At 46.3% G+C, this 26093-nt stretch carries 21 protein-coding genes; 17 read left to right on the plus strand and 4 right to left on the minus strand.

The features are described 5' to 3' along the window. Nucleotide 1: 1 nt before the first annotated feature. The 9 genes from D9Y29_RS08685 to D9Y29_RS08725 all read left to right on the plus strand — a co-directional run bounded on the left by D9Y29_RS08685 (nucleotide 2) and on the right by D9Y29_RS08725 (nucleotide 12980). Nucleotides 2-1477 carry a RagB/SusD family nutrient uptake outer membrane protein gene (locus D9Y29_RS08685; protein WP_127127082.1) on the plus strand — a complete coding sequence of 492 codons (1476 nt, stop codon included), beginning with the start codon at nucleotides 2-4 and terminating at the stop codon, nucleotides 1475-1477. Nucleotides 1478-1489: 12 nt separating this feature from the next. Further along, a complete protein-coding gene (locus D9Y29_RS08690) occupies nucleotides 1490-2305 on the plus strand; it encodes a DUF4397 domain-containing protein (protein ID WP_127127084.1) in 816 nt (271 codons plus the stop codon). 20 nt (nucleotides 2306-2325) lie between these two features. Next, a complete protein-coding gene (locus tag D9Y29_RS08695) occupies nucleotides 2326-3252 on the plus strand; it encodes an ABC transporter ATP-binding protein (RefSeq protein WP_206513746.1) in 927 nt (308 codons plus the stop codon). A gap of 58 nt (nucleotides 3253-3310) precedes the next feature. Beyond that, nucleotides 3311-5668 (plus strand): ABC transporter permease subunit, encoded by a 2358-nt coding sequence (locus tag D9Y29_RS08700; protein ID WP_127127088.1) that lies wholly within the window; start codon nucleotides 3311-3313, stop codon nucleotides 5666-5668. A 39-nt stretch (nucleotides 5669-5707) separates the two neighbouring features. Next, the gene (locus D9Y29_RS08705) at nucleotides 5708-8065 is read left to right on the plus strand and encodes a Gldg family protein (RefSeq protein ID WP_164735321.1); all 2358 of its coding nucleotides are present in this window, start codon (nucleotides 5708-5710) and stop codon (nucleotides 8063-8065) included. A gap of 3 nt (nucleotides 8066-8068) precedes the next feature. After that, a complete protein-coding gene (locus D9Y29_RS08710; RefSeq protein WP_127127092.1) occupies nucleotides 8069-9397 on the plus strand; it encodes a MutS-related protein in 1329 nt (442 codons plus the stop codon). Between the two features lie 107 nt (nucleotides 9398-9504). Next, a complete protein-coding gene (locus D9Y29_RS08715; RefSeq protein WP_127127094.1) occupies nucleotides 9505-10818 on the plus strand; it encodes a MutS-related protein in 1314 nt (437 codons plus the stop codon). Nucleotides 10819-10849: 31 nt separating this feature from the next. Further along, nucleotides 10850-12103, plus strand: coding sequence for a thioredoxin family protein (locus D9Y29_RS08720; protein ID WP_127127096.1), 1254 nt, complete (start codon nucleotides 10850-10852; stop codon nucleotides 12101-12103). Nucleotides 12104-12230: 127 nt separating this feature from the next. Continuing rightward, nucleotides 12231-12980, plus strand: coding sequence for a DUF481 domain-containing protein (locus D9Y29_RS08725; protein ID WP_127127098.1), 750 nt, complete (start codon nucleotides 12231-12233; stop codon nucleotides 12978-12980). Between the two features lie 18 nt (nucleotides 12981-12998). Here D9Y29_RS08725 and D9Y29_RS08730 read toward each other — a convergent pair whose 3' ends face one another. Together D9Y29_RS08730 and D9Y29_RS08735 are read right to left on the minus strand one after the other, a co-directional pair. After that, nucleotides 12999-13403 carry an iron chaperone gene (locus tag D9Y29_RS08730; RefSeq protein WP_127127100.1) on the minus strand — a complete coding sequence of 135 codons (405 nt, stop codon included), beginning with the start codon at nucleotides 13401-13403 and terminating at the stop codon, nucleotides 12999-13001. A 152-nt stretch (nucleotides 13404-13555) separates the two neighbouring features. Continuing rightward, nucleotides 13556-14212, minus strand: a complete 657-nt coding sequence (locus D9Y29_RS08735) for an alpha/beta hydrolase family protein (protein ID WP_127127102.1) — start codon at nucleotides 14210-14212, stop codon at nucleotides 13556-13558. Between the two features lie 98 nt (nucleotides 14213-14310). Here D9Y29_RS08735 and D9Y29_RS08740 point away from each other — a divergent pair, with 98 nt between their 5' ends. Further along, a complete protein-coding gene (locus D9Y29_RS08740) occupies nucleotides 14311-15228 on the plus strand; it encodes an NAD-dependent epimerase/dehydratase family protein (RefSeq protein ID WP_127127104.1) in 918 nt (305 codons plus the stop codon). A 55-nt stretch (nucleotides 15229-15283) separates the two neighbouring features. Here D9Y29_RS08740 and D9Y29_RS08745 read toward each other — a convergent pair whose 3' ends face one another. Next, nucleotides 15284-15934, minus strand: coding sequence for a hypothetical protein (locus tag D9Y29_RS08745; protein WP_127127106.1), 651 nt, complete (start codon nucleotides 15932-15934; stop codon nucleotides 15284-15286). A 54-nt stretch (nucleotides 15935-15988) separates the two neighbouring features. Beyond that, nucleotides 15989-20737, minus strand: coding sequence for a PKD domain-containing protein (locus D9Y29_RS08750; RefSeq protein ID WP_127127108.1), 4749 nt, complete (start codon nucleotides 20735-20737; stop codon nucleotides 15989-15991). Nucleotides 20738-20928: 191 nt separating this feature from the next. Here D9Y29_RS08750 and D9Y29_RS08755 point away from each other — a divergent pair, with 191 nt between their 5' ends. The 7 genes from D9Y29_RS08755 (at nucleotide 20929) to D9Y29_RS08785 (ending at nucleotide 26069) form a co-directional block, all read left to right on the plus strand. Then, nucleotides 20929-21363 (plus strand): hypothetical protein, encoded by a 435-nt coding sequence (locus D9Y29_RS08755; protein WP_127127110.1) that lies wholly within the window; start codon nucleotides 20929-20931, stop codon nucleotides 21361-21363. 304 nt (nucleotides 21364-21667) lie between these two features. Next, nucleotides 21668-22483, plus strand: coding sequence for an MbnP family protein (locus D9Y29_RS08760; protein ID WP_127127112.1), 816 nt, complete (start codon nucleotides 21668-21670; stop codon nucleotides 22481-22483). 7 nt (nucleotides 22484-22490) lie between these two features. Beyond that, nucleotides 22491-23516 (plus strand): cytochrome-c peroxidase, encoded by a 1026-nt coding sequence (locus tag D9Y29_RS08765; RefSeq protein WP_127127114.1) that lies wholly within the window; start codon nucleotides 22491-22493, stop codon nucleotides 23514-23516. A gap of 12 nt (nucleotides 23517-23528) precedes the next feature. Then, complete coding sequence (locus tag D9Y29_RS08770; protein ID WP_127127116.1) at nucleotides 23529-24161, plus strand: DUF2911 domain-containing protein; 633 nt, start codon at nucleotides 23529-23531, stop codon at nucleotides 24159-24161. Nucleotides 24162-24163: 2 nt separating this feature from the next. Then, nucleotides 24164-25084 (plus strand): transporter, encoded by a 921-nt coding sequence (locus tag D9Y29_RS08775; protein ID WP_127127118.1) that lies wholly within the window; start codon nucleotides 24164-24166, stop codon nucleotides 25082-25084. Beyond that, a complete protein-coding gene (locus D9Y29_RS08780; RefSeq protein ID WP_127127120.1) occupies nucleotides 25081-25716 on the plus strand; it encodes an SCO family protein in 636 nt (211 codons plus the stop codon). Before D9Y29_RS08775 ends, D9Y29_RS08780 begins: the two co-directional genes overlap by 4 nt. A gap of 68 nt (nucleotides 25717-25784) precedes the next feature. Beyond that, nucleotides 25785-26069 carry a hypothetical protein gene (locus D9Y29_RS08785; protein ID WP_127127122.1) on the plus strand — a complete coding sequence of 95 codons (285 nt, stop codon included), beginning with the start codon at nucleotides 25785-25787 and terminating at the stop codon, nucleotides 26067-26069. Nucleotides 26070-26093: the final 24 nt, after the last annotated feature.

Here is a 26093-nt window from a genome sequence, read left to right on the forward strand (position 1 = left end):
CATGCGAAATATTAAACAAATCATCATCATACTGGCAGGATTAGTTGCGCTGACTTCCTGCGACAAACTGGTGGCCATAGACGATCCCATAGACAGTATCACCACCAACCAGGTATTCAGGGACGATGTGCAGGCCAAAGCAGCGATGGCCGGTGTGTATTCAAAACTGGCCAACGGGAATGGCCAAGGTTCTGCATCCAACCATTTCAGCGCAGGTTTGTCTACCGTACTTGGTGGATTATCCGCTGATGAACTTTCCGTCAGGTTAACAGGAGAAGATAACCCATTCTTACAATTCAGCACCAACAAGATACTGGTTCAGAATGCGGTCTCGCCTGAACTCTGGTCATCTGCCTATACTACCATCTACAATGCCAACAGCGTGATAGAAGGTATAGCGGCATCCACCTCTTCTTCGCTCTCGCAGGGTGTAAGAAAAAAGCTGACAGCAGAATCCAAAGTTATCAGGGCCTTCTGTTATTTCTATCTCGTTAATTTTTTTGGCGACCTGCCACTGGTATTGACAGTGGACTTCAATGAAACCAGGAATTACACCAGAACGCCTGTGGCTGATGTGTATAAACAGATCATCAAAGATCTGAAAGAAGCGCAGGTTGATCTGCCCACGGAGAATACCGGACCAGGAGGAGCCAGGATCTATGCAGACAAATGGGCGGCTACCGCCCTCCTGGCAAGAGCGTATTTGTATACGCGGGACTATGAAAATGCTTACAGGGAAGCAAGTGCCGTGATTGCCAATACAGCGCAGTTCGGCCTCGAAATGGACCTCGATAAACCATTTCTCAAAACGAGCAGGGAAGCGATCTGGCAATTTGAAAACTACACCACCAATTACTCCAGGGGTAATGCCACCGGGGAAGGCGCATTCCTGATCCCAGGCCGGAACAGTGATGCCGATCCCCTGTTTTCGCTGATCTATTATCATATGACCGATGAACTGGTGCAGGCTTTTGAACCAACAGACAAAAGACTTTCACAATGGGTAGGTGTTTCCCCGGTGAACAACACCGGCAGCACAAAGTATTTTGCTTATAAATACAAGATGGGTTACCATAACAGGATCATTGGCGGAGAGGCAACAGAATACTATACTGCCTTGCGCCTTGCCGAACAGTTCCTCATCAGGGCCGAAGCCGCAGCCAATGGTGCAGCAGGTCTCACCGATGCCATCGATGACCTGAATGCGATCAGGTTCAGGGCAGGGCTTAACGATCTGCCGGATAATTTGTCGCAACAGGATGTATTCGCAGCTATCGAAAAGGAAAGAAGGACCGAACTCTTCCTGGAATGGGGCCATCGCTGGTTTGATCTGAAAAGGACAGGCAAGGCAAGTTCAGAACTTTCTCAAATGTCCGCCAAACAACCCTGGGCAGGCGATTATCAGCTGCTCTATCCCATACCAGTAAACGAAATCATCAATAACCGGAATCTCGCTCCCAATCCTGGTTACAACTAAAGACTACTGCAAATGAAAAAAATACGCACACCCAAAGGTTACCGGCTTTCAATGCGAAAAGGAAGCACTTCTGTAATTGCAATGATTTGTCTTGTATTGCTGAATGCCTGTGAAAAGAGTGATCATCCCGGAGTGGCATCTCTGAATATCTTCAACGGAATAGTGGGCAGCAACATGCTCGTTACCAATTTTAACGGCGGCGAGCCTCTGGTATGGTACAGCAGGGCCAGTCGCTTGTATTACGGGGACCCGGGTGATCAGTCTTCTATCAACTCAGTCAGGAACAGGTTCTATTCCTATAGCGGACATCAAAGTATTTCCTTTTTCGAATACCCGGATACGTTAGCAAAAAGCAAACCGGTTACACAGGTACAATTAAACCTGCAGGTGAGTTCTATTTATAGTTTATTCCTGACAGGACATTTCGAGGCGCCCGATACTTTACTTATCCGCGACCATTTGCCTTATCATGACGCCACAGATAGTACGGCCGGTATCCGCGTAGTGAACCTGGTGAAGGGGCTCGAAGTCAGCGTTAATCTGCAGGGGCGTGAAGAGGGTAGCGAAGTGGCAGGCATAGGATACAAAGCAGTATCGCCTTTCAAAAATTATGAAGTGAAGAAAGAACCGGTGCAATATGTATTCGAGATCAGGGAAAAAAATACAGGCGACCTCATTTCCGTACAAACGATCGATACCCAGGACCGGAATATCGGCTATGGACTATCCAACCTTTACCGTTTCAGGAACATTACGATCATCCTGTTCGGAGACCGGAATGATACCGGCGCAGGCGCACCAAGGTCTGTTGTGATGAGCAATAATTAATCATACTGAAAAAAATAATCATGAGCATTATCCTGAAAATAGAACACCTGTCGCACAGGTACAGCAGCAGCTGGGCTGTGCGTGATCTCAACATCGAGATCGGACAAACAGGTATCGTGGGTTTGCTGGGCTCCAACGGAGCCGGCAAATCCACCACCATGAATATCATCTGTGGCGTGCTGAATCAAACTGAAGGAAAGGTGATGGTTAACGGTTTCGATATCCGCGAAAAACCGGAGGAAGCAAAAAAAGATATCGGTTTCCTTCCGCAAACACCGCCGTTGTACACAGATTTCACCATCGATGAATACCTGCATTATACCGCCAACCTGCGGGCAATGGACAAGTCGAAGATCAAAGCGGCAGTGGAGGAAGTGAAAGAGAAAACAGGCATCGGTCATTTCAGCAGCAGGCTGATCAAGAATTTATCCGGAGGTTACCGTCAGCGTGTGGGCATTGCACAGGCGCTGATCCACAAACCCAAACTGGTGGTGCTGGATGAGCCTACCAATGGCCTCGATCCCAATCAACTGATCGAAGCCAGGAAAATGATCCGGGAAATTGCACAGGAACATGCAGTGTTGTTATCGTCCCATATCCTCTCCGAGATCCGCTTACTCTGTAAGGATGTGATCATGATCGAATCCGGCAGGATGGTGTTCTCCGATTCCATGGATGCTTTCGATAATTATTTGTCGCCCAGCAGCCTGCTGGTAACACTGGAGAACATGCCGGCGGAATCAGCCCTGCTGGCCATCAAGGGTGTGAACCGGGTGGAGATGCTCACCGGCAAACAGGTTCGTATTTATTTCGAGCCCGGCCAGGTGATCAATGAAAGGATCGTGGAGGCAAGTATACAGAACAACTGGAGGCTGATGGAGATCAGTGCAGATAAAATTTTACTGGATGATACATTCAAACAACTTTCCATCCAGTCTGCCAATTAATTGATGGCATAGCTTCCTTCCTACTATTTCCCTACTTAACAAGCATAAATACCAATCTATGAAGATGGTAATTCAAATCGCAAAGGCAGAGTTGCGAAACCTTTTCTATTCCCCTGTAGCATGGTTCCTGACCATTTCCTTCCTGGTACTGTTCGCCTGGATGTATTCCACGCAACTGTATGAGATGGTTAAAATGCAGGATGTCTATATGGAGACAAAACCCGATTTCAAAGACCTGGGGCCGTTTCCGATGACGATGGCTTTTTTCATGCCACCCAATGGCGTACTTAAACTGGTGCTGGAAAACCTGTACCTTTTCATCCCATTGATCACGATGGGGTTGATGGGGCGTGAAACGCAGATGGGCACCATTAAACTTTTGTACTCCTCACCTGTAAAGCTTCGCCAGATCGTTGGCGGGAAATTCCTCGGCATCATGGTGTACAATATGCTGCTGGTATCCATCGCAGGCTTGTTCATGTTCACTTTCTTTTTCTTTATGAGGTCGCCGGATTACGGTCTGTTCATTTCCTCCGTAGCCGGTCTCTTCCTGCTGGCATGTGCTTATACCGCAATCGGATTATTTGTGAGCAGTCTTACCAGTTACCAGATCCTGGCAGCACTTGGCACTTTCCTGATCGTGTTTGTATTGTCGAAGATCGACGGGCTCTGGCAGAAGTATGATATCCTGCGCGACATCACTTACTTTTTCTACCTGCCCGGCCGCACCGACAGGATGATGAAGGGGCTGATCGCAACAAAGGATATAGTCTATTACGCCATGATGGTGTTCATGTTCCTGGGCTTTACGCTCATCAGATTGAAAAGCCTGCGCGAATCCAAACCCTGGTATGTGAAAATAATGCGGGTAGTGATCATCGTTATGATCACCATTGCTACCGGCTATTTTTTATCCCTTCCTGTTACCACAAAGTACTGGGACCTCACTGCGGGCGAACGGAATACGATCCATTCCAATACCCAAAAAGTGCTGGCTGATCTGAATGAGGGACCGCTTGAAGTGACCATGTATGTGAACCTCCTCGGGGGCTCTGCCTTATTCGGTTTACCGGAAATGAGAAATGAATACCTCAATTATACCTGGGAGAGGATCCTCCGCTTCAAAACCGATATCCGTTTCAAATACGTGTATTACTACCATTATGATAAGAGCGTTGATAATGGCGCATTACAGGAGGCTTTTCCCGGAAAGAACAATGAGGAAATGGCGCGTGAAATGGCCGTGCTCTTCAACGTAAATGTGAAGAAATTCAAGCCATATTCTGAGATCAGGGACAGCATCGACCTCGATCCGGAAGGTCAGCGGCTGGTGATGCAGTTATCTTACAAGGGAAGAAATGAATTTCTCCGCACCTATAATGGGTCCGGCGTGGAATCTGTTTTCCCTACAGAAGAGAATATGGCTGCCGCTTTCAAACGATTAGCGCATCCTGAAAGTATCCCGCTGATATTGTATACTTCCGATAATCTTGAAAGGAGTCTCTGGAGGAGTGGTGAAAGGGAACATCATAATTTCATCTCCAAACAATTCAGCAACAGCTTGCAGAACCTGGGTTTTGATGTTGATTCCATCTCACTTGAGAAGGAAGATATCCCTTCCAATATTACTGCGCTGGTAGTGGCTGATCCAAAAACAGCTTTCAGTGAAACTGTTTACCGAAAGATCAAAAAATATATGGATGAAGGAGGCAATATCGTGTTTATGGGAGAGCCCGGCAAGCAGGATTTGCTTAACCCCCTTATCAGGGATCTTGGCGTACAAATGCTGGATGGTAACCTGGTGGAGCCTACATGGCATGAAACACCGGACATGGTGAAGCCTTATTATACCCGTGCGGCTCCTGCGCTGGCAGATGAACTGGGTCTCTGGAGCGTGAGCCAGAAATGGAAGGAGGAATATTTCAGGGATACCATGAAAATGCTGATGCCCGGCGTGGCGGCGCTTTCTTATACAGATAGTAATGGCTCCGTCAAAAAGCCCCTGTTCCTCACCGTTGGAACCAGTACCTGGATCAAAAAAGGGAAACTGGTGGTGGATTCCGCCGAAGTAAAATACAGCCAGGAGGATGGCGATGTGAAAGGCTCATTCCCAACCGTGCTGCAATTGACCAGGCAGGCAGGCAACAGGCAACAGAAAGCTGCTATTTACGGAGATGCTGATTTTGTCAGCAATATAAGATGGAAGAATGGAGAAGTGATCAATCGTGCGGTCTACTCCTGGATGGCAGACAATGCTTACCCCGTATATGCCTTCCCGTATGTGTGGCCTAAAGATAACCTCTTCCTGATCAAACCCCGCACCGCTAAAATATTCCATATAGTATCTGTGTGGATATTGCCTTCCATTCTGCTGATCACGGCAATTGTGGTGTTGGTTAGAAGGAAGAGGAAATAGAACTTATTAAGTAACTGCATAAATTTCACATCAATGAGGATGGTCATTCAAGTTGCGAAAGCTGAGCTTCGTAACCTCTTTTATTCACCCATCGCCTGGTTCATGCTGGTCGCCTTCCTGGTGCAATGCAGTTGGTATTATTCCACTTCACTGGAGTTCAATGCCAACTACCAGGATGTAATACTCAGGAACAATCCGAATTCCGAACTTTTTGAAAAAATGAGTTTTACAAGAGCTTTGTTTTCGGGCGACAATGGATTTTTCTCCAATGTGCTGCAAAATCTCTACCTCTTCCTGCCCCTTCTCACCATGGGGCTGATTGGGAGAGAGGTACAGAATGGAACTATCAAACTGCTGTATTCATCGCCTGTAACCATCCGGCAGATCGTAACAGGGAAGTTCCTGGCTTTCATGATCTTTAACCTGCTGCTGGTATTGATTGTGGGAATTTTCTGTGTGTCGGCTGCCATTCAGGTGAAGTCCATGGATTATGGAATGCTGATGTCTGCATTGCTCGGCTTTTACCTGCTGGCCTGTACCTATGGAGCCATCGGCGCATTCATGAGCAGTATCACTACTTACCAGGTTGTAGCTGCCTTCAGCACCTTTTTGGTGATCCTGTTGCTGACCTTTATTGGCAGAGTCTGGCAGCAATATGATTTTGTAAGGGACCTTACCTTTTTCCTGCATCTCCCGGGACGTACAGAAAAAATGCTGGTGGGGCTGATCACCACCAAGGATGTGATCTACTTCATGGTAGTGATTGGCATGTTCCTGTTGTTCACTATTTTCAAAATGCGTGGTGCACGTGAAACAAAACCCTGGTATGTAAAGGCGGGCAGATACCTGGGCGTATTGATGGCGGGCCTGCTGATCGGTTATATAACGTCCAGGCCTGTACTAACAGGTTATTGGGATACCACTGCTCAGAACGTGAATACCATTCATCCGAATACACAGGCATTGGTCCGTGAGATGGGCGATGAACCACTGGAGGTAACCTTATACGTGAATTATATGGGAAGAGGTGGGTTTTCCGGATTGCCTGCGGCGCGTAATTTCTATCTCTCCTGGATCTGGGAACCATACACCCGTTTCAAACCGGATATCAAATTCAAATACGAATATTATTATGATCATGATAGTACTATCATGGGCAATCATCTCTATAAACGATTTCCCGGAAAATCCCTGGACCAGATCATTCAAAAAATGGGTGAATATCAGGATGCCGATATAAGCTATTTTCAAAAGCCGGAGGAGATGCGTAAGAAGATAGATCTCCGCCCTGAAGGCCTTGCCCTGGTGATGCAACTGAAATACAAAGGCAGAACAGAATTCCTGCGAACCTATAATGACTCCAGGTTGTGGCCGGAAGAAAACAATTTTGCCGCCGTCTTCAAAAAATTACTGCATCCTGAAAAAATACCGCATGTTACTTTTATTACGGGGCACTATGAGAGGAATATTTACAAGCTGGGTGAAAGGGAATATGGTGATCATACAGCTATGAAGGAATCGCGGATTGCCCTGGTGAACCTGGGATACAATATGGATTCTTTATCGCTTGAGCACAATGAGGTCCCTGCCAATACGCAATTGCTGGTGCTGGCCGATCCGAAAGCAGCATTGAGTGATGATTGCCAGGCTAAGATCCGTGAATATATCGCGAGGGGTGGCAATATGTTCATCATGGGTGAACCGGGTAAGCAACAAATAGTGAATCCGGTTCTGCAACAAATAGGAGTGCAGCTTCAGGAAGGGATCATCCTCACTGAAACCAAACAGGAAGCGCAGGATATGGTGATGCCTGCTATCAATACAGCCATGTTCAGTTTGATGGCAGACCCCTCCAGCGCCATCTTTAAAAAAGTAAAACCGAAACATGCACATATGCTGATGCCCGGCGTAGCTGCTATTCAGTTAGCGGATACGAATAGTTTTACCCGTACAGCCCTGCTGGCAACGGACAAAAATATTACCTGGATCAGGAAAGGTGTATTTGTGCGGGATTCAGCCAAATTACAATTCAATCCTGCTGAAGGCGACCAGCGCTCCATGCATCGTGAAGCGGGTTTTGAAGGAGACGGGTTCATCACCTTACTGGCTATGCACAGGAATGTTGGCCAAAAAGATCAGCGCATATTGGTAGCCGGGGACGCTGATTTCATCAGTAATATCAGAACGCTGCAGGTAAGTAAGTATGCCGGTTACCTCTATGGCTGGCTGAGCAATGGAGAATTCCCCGTGTATTTACCCGGCAATCCGCCACCTGACAATCGTATGAGGATCGGACCTGATACTGCAAAAGCATTCCGTATCATTTATATCTACATATTACCCGGCGCTTTGCTGCTCTTCGCTACTGTATTGCTGATCAGACGAAAAAGAAAATAAACCATGTATCTACAAACAGACGATCAAACGATTGACGATCTCCGCATATTCGGAAAGCGCGACAGCGCTGGCATTTTCGATCTCTATAACCGTGTGCATACAAGGGGGGGCGAATCATTACTGAAAGAAATGTTCCGTGCTCCTTTGTCCGATATGGAAAAGATCAATACCAGGAGCAGTATCCTGCAGCATTTTGCAGCGAACAGGGTCCCATTTCCATTCAGCGCCTCCATGTTCGATATGGCTGAGAAATATATGCTGAGTGTGGAAGAAGCCAACAGGCAGGGAAACAATAAATCCCTTTTGAGTGAAAAAGAGATCGCCAACGGCGTGGCTGCATTGATTGAGCTGATGCAGGTGACGCGGTCTTTCCTCGATTCTTCTTCAGTTACGGGACTTGCAGCTTATTCCGCCGAAAGGGAAAGTATAGCCGCTATTCTCAATGATGCTGCATTTGAACCCGTACTGAGGGAGAGCGGGAAATCACGTCTGGCTTATGCTGCAGTAGCTGCTTATGATGTATTGTTCAGGAACCGGGAACATGCAAAAGTGAACAGGTTGCTGCAGCATATCTATTACCTGGATGTGTTACTCTCCGTTGCGGCGGTTGCTGTTGAAAGAGGGTTCGTATTCCCGGCAGCCCATGCCGGGAAAGGAGTGGAACTTTTACTGGAAGGGGTGTATCATCCGGAATTGAAATCCCCCGTAGCGAATGATGTGCTAATGCAGGAAAGCCAGAACCTGATCTTCCTTACCGGCGCCAATATGGCCGGAAAATCAACTTTCCTCCGCTCAGTGAGTGTGGCCATCTATGTGGCTCATATGGGATTTCCCGTAGCAGCCAGACGGATGGAGTTTTCGGTTATGGATGGCATTTATACCACCATCAACCTGCCGGATAACCTGGGAATCGGGGCCAGTCATTTTTATGCGGAGGTATTGCGGGTGAAACAAGTGGCTGCCGAGCTCAGCAAGGGCAAAGCGATATTTGTGGTATTTGATGAACTGTTCCGCGGCACCAATGTGAAAGATGCCCATGAAGCATCTGTGGCTGTAGCATTGGCATATGCAAAAAAGAGGAACAGCCTGTTCATTATCTCTTCTCATATTATCGAAGCTGGCGAGCAGCTCAAACAACTGGCCAATATCGGTTTCCTTTACCTGCCTACCCGCATGAACGGAAATATGCCTGAATACACTTACCGGCTGGAAAAAGGAATTACAGATGATCGTCATGGGATGATCATCATCCGCAACGAGGGTATTCTGGAAATCCTGGAAAAGGGAAAGAAGCATTTACCCGGGGAGCACTCGCTCGCCTCTGGCGGGTGAGAAATATTTGTTCGCCTCCGGCGAACACTGCGTCGCCGGAGGCGACTAAATAAAAGTCACTCGCCAGAGGCGAGCGACTGGCCACAGCATAACAAATTTTGAACACCATGAATTTTGCGATAGATAAACAAACGCTGGAAGAACTGAACCTGACAGGTAAGTTCCGTACCGGTTCCGTATATGCGCTTTTCAATAAAGTAAAGACCAATGGCGGAGAGCGCCTGCTGGACCAGATGTTCCGTAATCCGCTGGAGGATGCCTCCGCTATCAATGAACGCAGCAGTATATTTCAGTACTTCGAAAGAGCAGGCTTCGCTTTTCCCTTCGATCCGCAGCAGCTGACACAGATGCGGGAGTATGTGGATGCAGCAGGCGCCGGCAGTGCCGCACTGGTACTGGCGCAGACCTTCATGAAAAAGATCTTATCCGGCCTCACGCGCGACGAACGATACAGGAAAAGTATTCATGGACTTCAGGCAACTATCGGCGTATTGCAGAAATGCCACCATTTCATCGATACCATAAAACCTCCATTTGTGTATGAGACAAAAGTGGATCAGATCAGGAAGATACTGGAGGATAAGAAAATACAGCGGCTCCGGGAGATGGATATCTATCAGTCGCTTCCCCTGAAAACGCTCGCATACTACGAGCATCTGCTGAAAACGGAATTGAATGCAGGCATGGCAGCTGTGCTGGCTTTCATCGATGAACTGGATGTATACATTGCCGTTAGCGGCGTGGCCAGGGGCAAAGGGTTTAGTTATGCGCAGGCGCTTACCCCGGAGAAGAATATGCTGCAGGCAGAGAACCTTCGCCATCCCTGTATCGAAAAAGCCATCGGCAACAAGCTGCAAATGGACCGGCAGAGCAATGTATTGTTCCTGACCGGCGCCAATATGGCTGGTAAATCCACCCTGATGAAATCTATCGGCATCGGTCTCTATCTCGCGCATATGGGATTCCCTGTGGCTGCGGATCATATGCAGTTCTCCGTCAGGCAGGGATTGTATTCAAGTATCAATGTGAGCGATAATATCGGGCTCGGTTATAGTCATTTCTATGCAGAAGTGGTGCGCGTGAAGCAGGCGGCGGAAGCGGCGGCCAGCGGTAAACGACTGCTGTTGATGTTTGATGAGCTTTTCAAAGGCACCAATGTGAAAGATGCTTTCGATGGCACACTCGCCATCACCAGGTCTTTTGCTGATTATACTGACTGCCTGTTCATCGTAAGTACCCATATCATCGAAGTGGGTGAGTCGTTGAAAGACAGAAGCAATATCCGCTTCGTATTCATGCCCACCATCATGGAAGGCGCGATACCAAGATATACTTACCGCCTTAAGGAAGGCATCACGGAAGACAGACAGGGTATGATGATCATCAGGAATGAGGGCATCCTGGAAATGATGGAAGACTGATCCCCCTTTTTAAACATTCAAAACAACAAAAATGAAATTCAGGAACAAACTGACAATAACCTGCCTGCTGGCAGTGGTCCTGCCTGGCATAATCTGGGCGCAGGGAGATGGGATAAAATTCGAGAAAGGCCTCAGCTGGCAACAAATAAAGGAAAAAGCGAAAAAGGAAAACAGGTACATCTTCATGGACTGCTACGCCACCTGGTGCGCTCCCTGCAAATTGATGAGCGATAGCATTTTTACAAAGAAAGAAGTGGGAGATGTTTTCAATCAGAAATTCATCAACGTAAAAGTGCAAATGGACAAAACTGCCAAAGACAATGAAGAAGTAAAGAGCTGGTACGAAGACGCAGCTGCCATTGCCAAAGAATACGGTGTGATGGCTGTTCCCAATTTCTTTTATTTCTCACCTGAAGGAAGGCTGGTGCATTTGTTTGTTGGCACCACATCCGATCCGAAGCAGTTCATCGAAATATCCCGAAAGGCATTCGATCCTTCCACCCAATATTTTACACAAATGGAAGCTGAGATCAAAGCGGCAGGCAATCATCCCGGTTCATTGAGAAAGCTGGTAAAAAAAGCAACAAAGAATAATGACGGCGTGAATGCTCCAATACTCACCAATGCTTATCTCGATGCCACCAAAGATCTGTTCACAAAAGATCACCTGATGTTTGTGGATGAAATTACGGGCAGGAGTGCCGATAAAGGTTTTGCTATTTTCAGGGACAATGCTGAAAAAGTGGACGCTGTGGTGGGCAAAGGAGTGGCTGAATTGAAAGTGGCAAAGATCATTCTGATGGAAGCGGGTGCATTCAATTTTATGGCGGATAATTCAAAACCCGATTATGCTGCCATCGAACAAAGGATCAGATCCGTGATGCCAGACAGGGCAGAACGGATGATGGATATGCTGAAGCTGCATTACCATTTTCAAATTCAGGATTATGACGAGTTCCGCCATCTCATGGATTCCTACCTGAAGAAATATGAAAAACAACTATATCCCGTAGAAATTTTCGGCTATGTTCAAATGACATTGTTCATGAACAACCCGGAAATGCACCAGGCAGCACTGAACTGGAGTACAGTGGCACTTGCTGAAAATGGATCTCCGCAAAACCTGTCGATCCATAGTGGAGCGCTCCTGAAAGCCGGTAAGAAAGCCGATGCTATTACTACTATGAAAAAAGCTATCACAGGAGTGGAAAAAGAAAAAGGCATGGAACAGGTGATAGATGCCTGGTCGCAAACTTTAGCGCAAATGGAGAAAGGGGAATTGTAAACAAGTGGTTGCAAACATAACCGTTAAACCTGCACAGGGCTCATAACAACGGGCCCTGTGTTCGTTTCTGATACTGACAGAATCTTCCGGGCTTGTTCCAAATTCAGAACTTGCTTTATATTTGGCCATGATCCAGATTGTGAAGAGTGTATTTCTCATGTCCGTTTGCCTGTGCACAATACAATTAACAGGTTATGCGCAGTTCAGTGATTCGGTTGATCACTATATCAATTTTTCAGGAACCGGAAATATGAACAAAACCAGTACCGGCACCACTTATCTGTTCAATAATGCTTTTCGTTTCCAGGTGGATAAGAAAAAACTGTCTCTGAATAGTTTGGTAAGTTATGTGTATGGCCGCAATCCAACCATCAAAACCAATGATGATCTGCTGGGTATTCTGAATGCCGATTTTTTAAAGAACGTTCAAAAGTTCTATTACTGGGGACTGGCAGGCTTTGAAAAAAGTTATTCGCTAAAAGTGGACAGTCGATTACAGGCAGGCGCCGGTGTAGGATACGTCTTTGTGAAAAACAGTAAATCCAATCTGGAGCTAAGCGATGGATTCCTGGTTGAAACCACGGACCTCAGTGTTCCCGACAAATATGGACGAAGCAGCTACCAGGCTGTCCGTAACTCCCTTCGGCTAAAATACCGGTTCGTTATTAGAGAAATGATCCGTGTGGAAGGCTCCAATTTCTTTCAGCCTTCCTTGTCCGATGCCAGGGATTATATTTTGAAATTGAACACAACAATTTCATTTAACCTGTACAAATGGCTCAACCTCACTACTGCGTTCAATTATAACCGGCAGAATATTACTTCAACAGAGAATTTGCTGCTGACTTACGGGCTGATGTTCGAGAAATATTTTTAGGCGCTCCCGCCCGTCTTTCTATTTTTTAGTTTTCTTCTTTTTTGCCACAGCTTTCAGGCTTTCGTTTTCCTTGTTCTCTTTCATCCTGAATTTCACTATTTTCTTGATGAGGGCCACAGGTAAAGGTTGATCGTTTGGAAGCTGGATGGCGGAGGTGCTGACCTTGTATTTGGCCAGATCGGTCATGAAAGTTTCCAGGAATGCTTTGCTCCAGGGAGATGACAGGGAAATATGACCTTTGTATCCTGAGTAATAGATCAGGTATCCATGGTATTTATATGCGGGGATCTGATAACTGATGATCTCTTCAGCGCCGGGAGCGGTTTCCCTGATAAGCTGCCTGACAGATTCAAGTCTTTCCTTTATTTCAGCAGGAAACCCTTTTTGATATTCATCTACGTTTTTGAAATCAGTTTTTGCCATAATCTTTTTTTTCCAAAATTAGTGGTGGGAACTAAAACATAACAGGTGTGGTTGAGACAATAAAAAGGTCAATTGCGGCGAATTGCGGATCAAAACAGGCTTAACTGCTCAGGGCTCCCTTCGGAAACAATTCAGTTGCCGGTTCGATCTGGTTATTTGGAATTTTTCTCCACCCATTTTTGAGTGGCTTCCACCAGTAAGGGGATCATCTCCTTTTTCCCTGCCTTGAAGGAATGGTCTGCTCCTTCGAATTTTATGAGTGTAGTTTTCCTGAGTGTTTTACATACAGCTTCCATCATAACGATATCAGCCAATGTATCCTTCGTTCCCTGTAAAAACAGCATTGGCTGTTTTACGTCTTTCAAATGCTCCGCCCTTTCGATGGAAGGTTTGCCGGGCTGGTGCAGAGGGAAGCCGTAGAAGATAAGTCCTTTTACATCCTTGCGCGGATTGGCCGACAAATACTGTGAAGACATCCTTCCTCCAAATGATTTGCCTGTTGCAAAAAGCGGGAGCCCGGGAAACAATGCAAGCGCTTTGTTGATAGCCGCTTCAATGGTTTGATGCGCAACTGCCGGTGAGTCCGGTCTTTTTTTCTTTTGTTCAGAAAATTGAAAATTGAAACGAAGTACAGCAATGCCTGCTCCGGCAAGACCGGCAGCCAGCGTTTCCATGAAAATATGTTCCATTCCGGCGCCTGCTCCATGCGCCAGGGTAATCACAGCTTTTACTTTTTCTGGAATGGAGCTGATTGCGGAAACTTTTCCGATTGCAGGTGAAACAGGGATCTTAAGAGATTTGGTAGGCATGAGGCTTATTTTTTCAGGTTCTTCTGAGCCGGCTTTAGTACCGGAGTGCAATTTACTTAGGATACGGTAGTTTTGTATCGAAATCAAATTGATCAATCATGACACAAGTGATCCTCGGCGCTGGCGGAGACATTGGCAAACTATTGGCGAGAGAACTTAAACAATATACTGATCGGGTAAGACTGGTAGCGCGCAATCCTCAGCAAGTGAACGGCGACGATGAACTTTTATCCGCCAATCTGTTATCTGCAGAGCAGGTAGATGCCGCCGTTGCAGGTACAAGTATTGCCTACCTGGTAGTGGGATTGAAATACGATCTGAGGATCTGGCAAAGAGACTGGCCACTGATCATGGACAATGTGATCAATGCCTGTCTGAAACATGGCGTTAAACTCGTATTCTTCGATAATGTGTATTCATACGATAAGCAGGCGATCCCGCATATGACGGAAGAAAGCCCGTTGAATCCTCCTTCTAAAAAAGGAAAAGTTCGACTGGCAATAGTTGAGAAGATCCACAATGCCATCTCACAGAAAGGATTGAAGGCATTAATCGCCAGAAGCGCTGATTTCTATGGGCCCGGCGCCAAAAATGGAATTCTGAACATCATGGTATTGGATCCAATTCTGAAAGGTAGGAAACTGAACTGGCAATCGAATGCAGATAAAGTACATTCTTTTACTTATACCCCCGATGCAGCAAAAGCTACAGCTAAATTAGGAAATACGAACAGTGCGTATAGCCAGGTATGGCATCTTCCCACTTCATCGCAACGATTTACAGGCAGGGAGTTTGTTGAGAAAGCAGCATCCATCAAAGGGGTGAAGGCTTCATTCTCTTTACTCAGTCCTTTTCTGCTCAGATTGGCAGGACTGTTCAACAGAACGATCCACGAACTGGTAGAAATGCAATACCAGAATAATCAGGACTACTTTTTCGATAGCCAGAAATTCTGTAAACAGTTTGGATTTACACCAACCAGTTATGAAGAAGGAATGAAAGAGGTACTGGATTAGGATCGAAAGTGAATACAAATAAGACCCCTGTAAATAAAAAAATGCCGGGGCTTTTTCAATCCGCACAATGCGGTACCATTACCGTAGTGCCGCTGCCATCGAAATTCCCGATATATTGCGGTTTCCAGACAATCTTTTTACAACTGCTCTTCGTTGTTCCTTTGCCGGATACCTCCCTGCGAAGCACATATTTGAAAACGTATCTTGTTCCCGCAGGCAGCCCGCCGGAAGCTTTTTGTAATGTTTTCAATTCCGTCGTGAACTCCAGTCTTACATCGGATATTTTTCCTGAAAAATTAAATTGCTGGGGAAAGCGTCTGGCTGTTCCGCTGATCATTCCCTTGTCGGAGATATTTAGTTGTACACTATCTGATTTGCATTGCCAGTTAAGTTTATTGCAATTCCCATCCACTGTAAACCCTGCGTCGCCTTTCTCATTGCTGATGGCGCCGAACAGGATCATCCGGGCCTTGTTGTTTTCCACGCCAATGAACTGAGCGCTGCCTTTGCCATAATTAGTATGAGCGTATTTCCCGTCTGGAAGGATTATATCAACCTGTAAGGATCCCATGTAAGGATTGCCTCCATAAGTTTTCAGGAAAGTTGGATCATCTTTATCCGTACCACTGCATGCAAGGATCAATAAAATTGCGAACAGGCAGGTGAAGAATAGTTTTTCTGTGGTATGAGGAAAGGTTGTAATCATGATGAATGATTTTATATAAATATACAACCGATTGAAGGTTTAGCCGTTCTCAAATCAACGCACCAGGATAACCGTACCTTTTAACACCAACGGCTTTCCTTCATTACAAATCACTTCTGTGATGTACACATAGGTGCCGCCTTCGGCAATCTGTCCATTGAACCGGCCATCCCATCCGGCATTGGTGTCATTGGGCAGGAAGTTATCCCTGTTGAATACCAGCTGCCCCCAGCGATTATAGATCCGGAAACTTTTTACTTTTTGAATACCAAATCCACGGATATTGAATCGGTCATTTTTACCATCGTGATTGGGAGTAAAAGCATTGGGAATATAAACCGCCCCTTTTCCACAGGCAACATGTATGTTTATTGCATCGGTTGCTTCACACTGGTATTGTGTTCTTACTGTGAGGCGGTAGGTAATATCTTTATCGGCAATGAAGCGCGGCGTAGGGCAATTGATGCAATTCAGGCCGGTACCCGGCTGCCAGTTGTAAGATACCACATCGCTGCTCAGAACAGGTTGCAGGGTCACAGACTTTCCGGCTTCCACTGTGAGATCCGGACCAAGGTCCACGGTGGGGATCTCGCCTACAGTTACTTTGATACGGCCTGTTTCACTGGGGCATGTATTGTGACTGATACCAGTGACTTCATACGTGGTAGTTTGTTGAGGGGAAGCAACCGGCGAAGCGATATTCGGATTGTTCAGTCCTAACGATGGTGTCCACACGAAATCAGGAGTATTGCCACTGGCCGATAAGCGTGTTCGTTCACCCTTGCAAATAATAACATCTTTACTGTGTTGCAGGTTTACTTTTTCATCAACATGCACATCCATACTGTCCAGTTCTTCGCAACCATATTGGTTAATGACCTTTACATAATAGCGCATGTCCTGTTGCGGTGAAACCTGGGGATGGTCTGTATTGGCGCCGCTCATCCACTGGTTGGGCCACCAACTGAAATGATCACCGTCATGCGCCTGCAGGGAAACAGGGCTTCCAATGCAAATGGTGGTATTCTTCGGTGTGGCTGCCGGTACCGGTAGCGGGCGGATGGTAATTGGTTCTTCTACTGTTTCTTCACAACCGTATTTTGTATTTACGGTTAGTGATAGGCGGTAGGTTCCGGCTGTATTGAAACGATGGTCGAAATGGTCCTGCCGGCTTACAATGGATTGATCGATCTTCCAGGTATAATTGGTGATCGCATCTTCCGAGATCACATCTGCCTGGTAATCCACCTGCGCTTTGGCGCATTTTTCCTTATCGCCCAAAATTCTTACTTCGGGCTGTTTGTAAATGACAACTGGTTGTGAGCTGATGGTATCGGAACATCCATACCGGCTGAACACGATCAGGGTTACATCATATTTTCCTGGCGCATTATAGGTGTGAACAGGAGTTTCATCTGTAGATTCCTGATTGTCTCCAAACAACCATTTATAGCTGCGGGGTGCAAAAGCGGAGGTGGACAGATTGGTGAATTGCACGGTACGGTCCAGGTTGCAACGGACCGGCCGGTCAATGGAATACGCTGCAAAAGCTGAATCCACGATCACCGGATCAGGCGCTTTCAAAGTGAAGGGACAACCTTCGGGGCTCGTTAGTATTACATTGGGGCGATAGGTGCCTGCCAGCGGATAAATATGCGCCACTTCACTTTCAGAAGAAGGCTGCACAGGAGTACCATCTCCAAAATCCCAGGCATAGGTGCTGATATTGCTGCCAGTTACTTTCATGGGAAGTGTGAAGGGAATGCAGCCGGTTGCATTTCCCACTGTAAGGTTCCCGATAGGGCCTTTTACCCGGATGGTTTTTGTTGTGTCGTGTGTGCAACCACTCACTCCTGTAATTTTCAATTTTACCTGGTAAAATCCGGGCGCTGCGTATATGTGTGCAGCAGGGTCTTTATCGGTGGATCCTGTACCGCCATCTCCAAAATCCCATTCGAAGGTATTGGCGTAAGCAGAGTTGTCGAAGAATTGAAGGGCGATGGGAGCGCATTTGCTATCGTCTCCAATCATAAAATCTGCTTTAGGTTTGACCAGTTTGATATACTCTTCTTTGGCGATGCTGTCGCGGCATCCGTTTTCATCGGTCACCACCAGCGAAATATCATACTCACCATCGGCTGTATATGTACGTGAGCCATTATAACCGGCAGAGGTGGCGCCATCTCCGTAATACCAGGTGTACGAGCCGTTCCGGGCGGATGAATTGTTATACAGGGTTACATTATGATTACCGCATTTCAGCACATCATTGCTGTAGAAAGAAGCTTTGGGCCGGTAACTCTTTACATGGTTGTTACGGGTCACCTGGGCTTCACATCCGGCGGCGTCTTTTATTTTGAGTGTAATGTTATAGAACCGATAGTAGGTATCATTGGAATAAGCATGATGCAGCAAGGTGTCTTGTGTGGTAACAAAAGCAGGACTGCCATCTCCAAAGCTCCATGTCCATTCCACAATAGGTGTAGATCCGTTGGGTTTGGATGTGTCCTGGAAAGCTACGGTAAAATCTTTGAGGCAGCTGGTCAGGGGCGATGCTTCAAAGCCCACCACCGGTCCTTCTACCGTAACAGGCACAGGATACTGAAAGGAATGTGTGCATCCCAGTTTGTCTTCAATGGTGAGTGTAATATAGAATACCCCATTGTTGATATAGGTGTGCGAAGTGTTTCCATTCAGGTACTTCCCGTAATTCCGGAAATAGTTCTTGTTGTCGATCACTAAAGGCGTTGTACCATCTCCAAAATCCCAGGTGTATTTGTTGATATTGGAAGAGTCGATATCAATGGTGGCGAAATTGACGGTTTTGTTGATGCAGATATTGAAGATATCGGGTTTGAAATTTGCTTTTTCATCGATGATCACTGCACGGAATTGTGCAGTAGAAACTAAATTGGTGATCGTGTTACGACGTGTAAGCGTGACCAGGTATTTTTTTGCGGAGGCAGGAAATGTATGTGTAACCGGATTAAGCGGCGCTGTGGTGTACAGGGGCGAGCCATCGCCAAAATCCCAACTGATGGGTTGAGAATCCTGAACGGTGTCAGTAAAGGTTACTGTGAATTTATCCGCGCAGGTTTTTCCCAGCATTACTCCGGCTCCACCACCACCGCCTCCGCCGCCGCCGGACCCATCATCATCGCAGATATCGGCAACAGTTACGGGTTTGGCATCGGAGCTCACGGTGCATCCCTGCTGTGTAACAATGGTCAGTTTGATATCGAAAGTGCCGGCTGCAGTGTAGGTATGGGTGGCATTGTCCACCGGGGCGGTGATGATGGTACCATCTCCGAAATCCCAGGTATAATCCGCTACCGGGTCAACAATATCAGACAGGCGGGCAGTAGCTTTTACGGGCAAAGGTTTACAACCTTCCGGTGGGGTATAGGTGAAATCGACGCGTGGCTTCACTATTCTAACGGCATTGGATAACTGTTTTGTTGCTGCACAACCGGTAGCGGGGTCGGTAACGGTAAGGGATACTGTATAAGCGCCGAAACTGGAATAAGTATGCGATGGACTGGCATTGGCTTCATGGGGACTTCCGTCGCCAAAGTTCCAATCGTAGGTAAGTTCTGATGCAGGACTGCTTTGGTCTGTGAACTGAACAGCGAAAGGGATGGAGCATCCTGTTGGTTTGTCAGCGCTAAAATTAGCTACAGGACCGGGCTTTACGGAAACAGTATGCCAGGCAGTATCATTGCATTGGGGATAATTGTATGCCACCATTGCAATGTTGTATGTGCCGGGTGTAGTGAATATGTGCGAAGTATTCTGGCCATATTGAACGGCTCCATTGTCCGGGAAGAGCCATTTTACGGAATATAGAAAATCCGCCGGTGTTACCGAGCCTGAAAAATTAACGGATGTATTGGCGCAAACAGTGGTGGGTGCTGTAATAGCGGGTTGTGGTTTGCCAACGAATACCCTGTTATTGAAGGCCGTGGTATATGTGCTCACACAATTGGAGCCGTTGCGCGCCGTGAGTGTAACGGTAAATGCGCCGGTACTGGAATAAGTATGTGTGGGATTGACGTCGGTTGATTTTGGGCTGCCATCGCCAAAGTCCCATTCATAAGTGATGACGCCACCACCGGTACTGGTATTTACAAAGGTTGTGGTGAAGGGCGCTTCGCAATCTGCATTATCGGGAATGGTGAAGGATGCATTGACTTTTGGATACACTTTTATATACCGCATCCTGATAGCCGCTTCACTTTCGCAATTCCAGTTGTTTTTTACAATGAGGGATACATTGTATTCTCCATTTACATTGTAGGTGAAAGATGGATCGGTTTGTGTGCTTCCGCCTGCGCCAAAGTCCCAAAGCCATTCTGTGATGGTTCCGGTTTTGGTTGTGGCTAGACTGGTAAAATTGACACGATGCGGAGAACAGCCGGTTTCCTCGTCGGCATCAAAATCCGCAATCGGCCTGGGGTGTACAATTACAGAATCCTTTTTTGTTCTGGTATCTCCATTGGAGAAGGTAACAGTAAGTGTTACATAATATTTTCCGTCAGTGAGATAGTTGGTGCCTACAGTGGCTGCGCCTGCATTGATGATGGTTCCATTACCGAGGTTCCAGTCGCGGCGTGTAACCGTACCGCCCGAAGACTGGTCCGTAAAATTGACGCCGCTTAAAGGAATACAACCTTCTTTCTTATTGATGGAAAAGTCAGGAGTGGTTTGGGCGTTCGAATTTAAGGAAAGCCAGAGCATCAAAATGGTCAGACAACTGTGGATGTGTGTATGCTTAAAAGTATATGACTGCCTGGCTGCTCTCATCTCGGGTTCGGGATTATTTGAATTTGGGGATTGCAGGGGGATGCGCAATAAGGGAATAAAGCATCTGAAAAAATCTTTGCGAAAGTAAATAATCTTTGCGTTCGTTGAAGCTTCCTTTTGACCTGGCGCTAAAAATCACGGAAAACCGGGAGTTGGTTTGCTGTTCTTTATTAGTGCCGTTAATGAACTGTATGAGATTTCCGCACGTTTATGTTGAATCACTTACCTTTGTGCCGCAAATGGAAAAACTGATTCGTAATACCGCGGCAGCTTATCTTCTTGCCCTCATGCTGGTCAAGCTGTTGGCGGTGCCGTTGGTCTTTCTCCATTACGAATTCAACAAAGACTTTATCACTGCCAATTTCTGCGAAAACAAGGCACGTCCGGCCATGCATTGTAATGGCAAATGCCATCTCAGCAAACAACTGGCAAAAGCCGCGGAAAAACCAGCCACCAGTGAAAAGAATAATATTAAGCTGGCTCCCCTCGATTTTACAGAACAGATTGAAGCTATCGACCTTGATGATCAGCAACAGTTTGTAAGGCAATTCGATCATTTCAGGAACCCGCCTTATTCCACTAATTACTACCCAAGCATCTTCCATCCTCCTGCATTTTCTGCTTAATTCTTCTGAAGGTAACAGTTGCTTTATCATTGGGTAATCTCCCGGTGATCAATAGCTTATTTCAGAACATTTTAAACTTCCCGCATATGGTAAGCCAACAAAATTGGCATGACCGTAATGTGCTGAGAAGAACAAGGATGTATATCCTCATGCTATTGATTGTAATAGGTGGGTTGATCCTGTTCCTCCAGCATCAGAATATTATGCGTCTGCTCCAATTTCTATTTAACTGATCAGCAATTCATTCAAAATGCACATCTATCTGCACCGAAATAATTTTCGTGCAGGTCCAAAGACTATTAGTATGAACAAAATATTCAGATTTATCATGATAGCGCTGGGCATCAACCTTTGCCTGGCTTCATCCTGCAAAAAAAACAATGACAGTTTCAATGATGAAAACCTGGCGCCGCTCTCTGTGGAATTCGATAATATTGTTGGCGGACAAAATCTACAGCTCAATGCAGGCACTTATTACAATGCTCAGGGCGAAGAATTCAATATAGACAGGCTGCAATACTATATCAGTAACATCAAAGTAAAGAAGGCCGATGGAACAGAATATGTAGTGCCGCAGGACAGCAGTTATTTCCTGATCAGGGAAGATGATCAGTCAACCCGCTTCTGCAAAGTGAAAGTACCGGAAGGAGAATATTCGCAACTCACTTTTACACTGGGAGTAGACAGTCTCCGTGCTACCATGGACCTGAGCAAAAGGAAAGGAGTACTGGATGTGGCCGGCGGCATGGAAGACGGTATGTTCTGGGGATGGACCATGGGCTATATCTTCCTCAAACTTGAAGGAACATCACCATCAGCGCCGCTCGATCCTTTAAACACCAGGAAATTCCGTTATCATATCGGCGGATTCGGCAATACAGAGGCTTCTCCCATCAACAATATCAAAACCATCACGATGGACCTCACTGCCGGAGGTGTGGCCAAAGTGAGGAAGGGTCGCGAAGCCAATGTGCACCTTTTTGTTGATATCGCAAAAGTATTTGATGGCCCCAATAAACTCAGCATAGCCTCACACCCAGCCGTGATGTTCAGCACTTTTAGTTTAGGGATCGCCAATAATTTCATGGGTATGTTCACGCATGATCATACTGAAAATTAATGCCGCTATGCATTCGAAACACTGGATCATCATAGCGTGCATGATCTCGCTATGCGCCTGTTCCAAAAAAGTGATCGATTCGTTTTCCGGTTTCAGGAAGCCGGAAGGCTGGCCGGAAACTACCTACCGGTTCAGTACAAACGAAATTGCACAGGCTAAATTTGAACTGGGGAAAAAACTGTTCTACGAGCCCCGCTTTTCCCGCGATAATACCGTGAGCTGTGGTAGCTGTCATATCCAGTCTGCAGGTTTCACGCATCATGGGCATGATGTGAGCCACGGTATAGAAGACAGGCTTGGAAAGCGGAACTCGCAGGCCATCATGAACATGGCCTGGAGCAAAAGCTTCTTCTGGGACGGAGGCGTTACAGATTTGGACCTTCAACCCGTTGTGCCCATCACCAATCCTGTAGAAATGGATGAGACTATTCTCAACGTAATGGAAAAACTCCGGAACCGTCCGGAATATCCCGGTCTCTTCAAAAAGGCATTCGGTACGGAAGAGATCAATACAGAACGAGTGATGAAAGCACTTTCCCAGTTCATGGTAATGCTGGTAAGCTCCAATTCTAAGTACGATAAAGTGATGCGGAAAGAAGGAGAAACTTTCACTGCTGAAGAACAGGCAGGGTATGAACTGTTCAAAGCCAACTGCAGTTCCTGCCACACGGAACCTCTCTTTACCGACGAAAGTTTCAGGAACAATGGCATCGGCATCGGTTTCAACAATGATTCCGGAAGGTACACCGTTACGCTGAATGAGCCGGATAAATACAAGTTCAAAGTACCGAGCCTGCGCAATCTTTCCTTTACCGCTCCCTATATGCATGATGGCCGTTTTCTCAACCTTCCCGCCGTGTTGGAGCATTATGCCAAACGCGTAAAGGATTACCAGAACCTGGACCCCTTGTTGAAAAAGGAAGGAAATATTGGGATACCACTCACCAATGAAGAACAGGCAAAGATCATTGCCTTCCTGAAAACACTCAATGATTACGAGTTTATCAATGATAAACGATTTGCGGAACAGTAAAAATTATTTGCAATGAAATGGACTTTCCGGATCTGTTGTTTACTGCTGATCGCTTCATGCGGACAACAGGAAAATGCAGAAAAAAAAGCAGATACTAACCATCACGGACATGTGCTGCCATCGGGTGGTTCTTCCGCCTATGTGAAAAAGATCAACAGTGGAGAACTGAAAGAAGATACACTCAAAGGAAGCCCCAAAATGGTGGCTATGGCCAATGTGGGAGATGCACAAATCCATATCACCTATAATTCGCCCGGCGTAAAGAACCGGCAGATCTGGGGTGGACTGGTACCATTTGATCAGGTGTGGGTGACGGGTGCACATTCCGCTACCTCCATAAATGTGAACCATGATTTCATCATTGGTGGTAAAACCATTCCTGCCGGTACTTATGCATTCTTTACTATTCCCGGGAGAGAAAAATGGGTGGTGATCGTGAACAAAAATTACCAACAGCACCTAACCGATGATTATGATCCTTCACTGGATCTCGTAAGAGTAGATCTCGTACCTCAGGCAGTCGATTTCACACCAAGATTGATGTACTCGGTTACAGAAATCAGTCCCACCAACGGTTTGATCAGCGTTCAATGGGAAAAGGTTAAGATCGATTTGCCGGTTGCCATCACTTCCTCAACCAAATAATAATGAAGAAAAGAATCATCATACTATTTCTAATGCTGGCCTTCGGGCCAGCCCTCTTTGCCTGCGATATCTGCGGATGCGGTGTTGGTAGCTATTATATCGGTATTCTGCCGGAGTTCAGGAAGAAGATCATTGGTCTTCGCTACCGGTACAATACTTTGAAAACGCATATTGGTGCAAATGGGCAAACCTCTTATCTTACAACAGATGAAGCCTTTCATACGGCCGAGCTCTGGGGTGGCTGGACCATCGGGAAACGTTTCCGTGTGATGGGCTATGTTCCATTCAACTACAATACCAAAAAGAACCAGGGCAATAAAGACGAGAAATCTGGGCTGGGCGATATCGGGGTACAGGGATTTTATCAACTGCTGGATAAACGCAGGACCATCGGGTCAAAAATGCTGGTGCAATCGCTTTGGATAGGAGGGGGTGTGAAATTACCTACCGGTAAATATGAAACTCCGGATAAGGCCCCGGCGGCCCCTTCTGCCAATCTTTTCCAGTTGGGAACCGGCAGCGTTGATTTTACCCTGAACGCAATGTACGATATCAGGTTGCAGGATGCCGGCATCAATACGGCTGCCAGTTACAAGTTCAATACCAGCAACAGGGATGATTACCAGTATGGCAATAAGATGAGTGTAAGTGCACAGGCGTATTATAAATTCAGGATACTCAATTCTTTTACCCTGGCTCCCAATGCGGGTATATTGTATGAATCTGCTGAGAAGGATTTGGATGAAGGTTTTAAAGCAGATGTGTCGGGTGGCAATGTGCTGATGGGAATAGCAGGACTGGAAGCGAGCTTCAGCAAATTCGCCATCGGCGCCAGTTTTCGACGGCCATTGTCACAGGATCTGGCAAACGGATTTGTGAAAACCAATAACCGGGCTATGGTCCATATATCTTTTATGTTATGAGTAAAGGAAAAAAAGAAGGCATATCACGCACACAGCTGATGGGCCTTCTCTTTGTTACAGCAATAAGTGTAGCGGGAATCGTTTTCCTGGCCATTTCTCTTTCGAAGCCAGACCCGCTCCCTTTCCCAGGTCCGCCTGAACATGCACCCGGGCCGTTTTCCTTCCTGAATCAAAACGGGGAACTGGTCACGGAAAAAAGCGTGGAAGGAAAAGTAACGGTGGTGGAATATTTTTTCACCACCTGTCCTGGTATCTGCAAAGTGATGAACAAGAACCTCGAACTGGTCTATACTGCTTTTAAGAACAGCCGGGAGGTTTGCATATTGTCTCATACTGTAGATCCGCTTCATGATTCAGTAAATGTGCTTCATGAATATAGTGAACGATTGCAAGTACAGTCCCCGGTATGGCAGTTCCTTACCGGCGATAAGGAAAAGCTCTATAAGGCTGCTCGGATAGACTATCTGCTGGCTGTGGAAGATCCGCCAACTGAGATCGAAAATGATTTCATTCACACGGAATATGTAGCGTTACTGGATAAGGAAAGAAGGATCCGGGGGTTCTATAATGCAACGGATCTGAAGATGGTCAGGAAACTCATCGATGATATCAGGAAATTATTGGAGGAATAGAAACGAAGGATAAATGAAGTAACTTGAATACGATTGGGTGGATGTAAATAATCTCGAACTGTAATGTAATGGCATTTTTTCCTGCGCAGGAAAGTGGAAGTAACCTTGTGTTTCATCAGCAGGGAACAACAATATACTTTCATGTTCCTGACAGTTATTTTTTGGTTGATGAAAATCTGCCGGATTCGAAAAGTATTCGGTTGAGCATCCCTATCGAAAAATACAAGGCCGTTTCCTTCCTCATTTCCGAACCTGGTTCCGGTCTTTGCCAGTGGAAAGCTCCTCGCTTTGTAATTATAAAGTTTGTAAGATTTGATGCATTGCATTTGAAAAATGGACGCATGAGGTTCTAAAAAAAATTAGTGATTATAAAATGC

Source organism: Pseudoflavitalea rhizosphaerae (genome assembly GCF_003991355.1).
Taxonomy (GTDB): Bacteria; Bacteroidota; Bacteroidia; order Chitinophagales; family Chitinophagaceae; genus Pseudobacter; species Pseudobacter rhizosphaerae.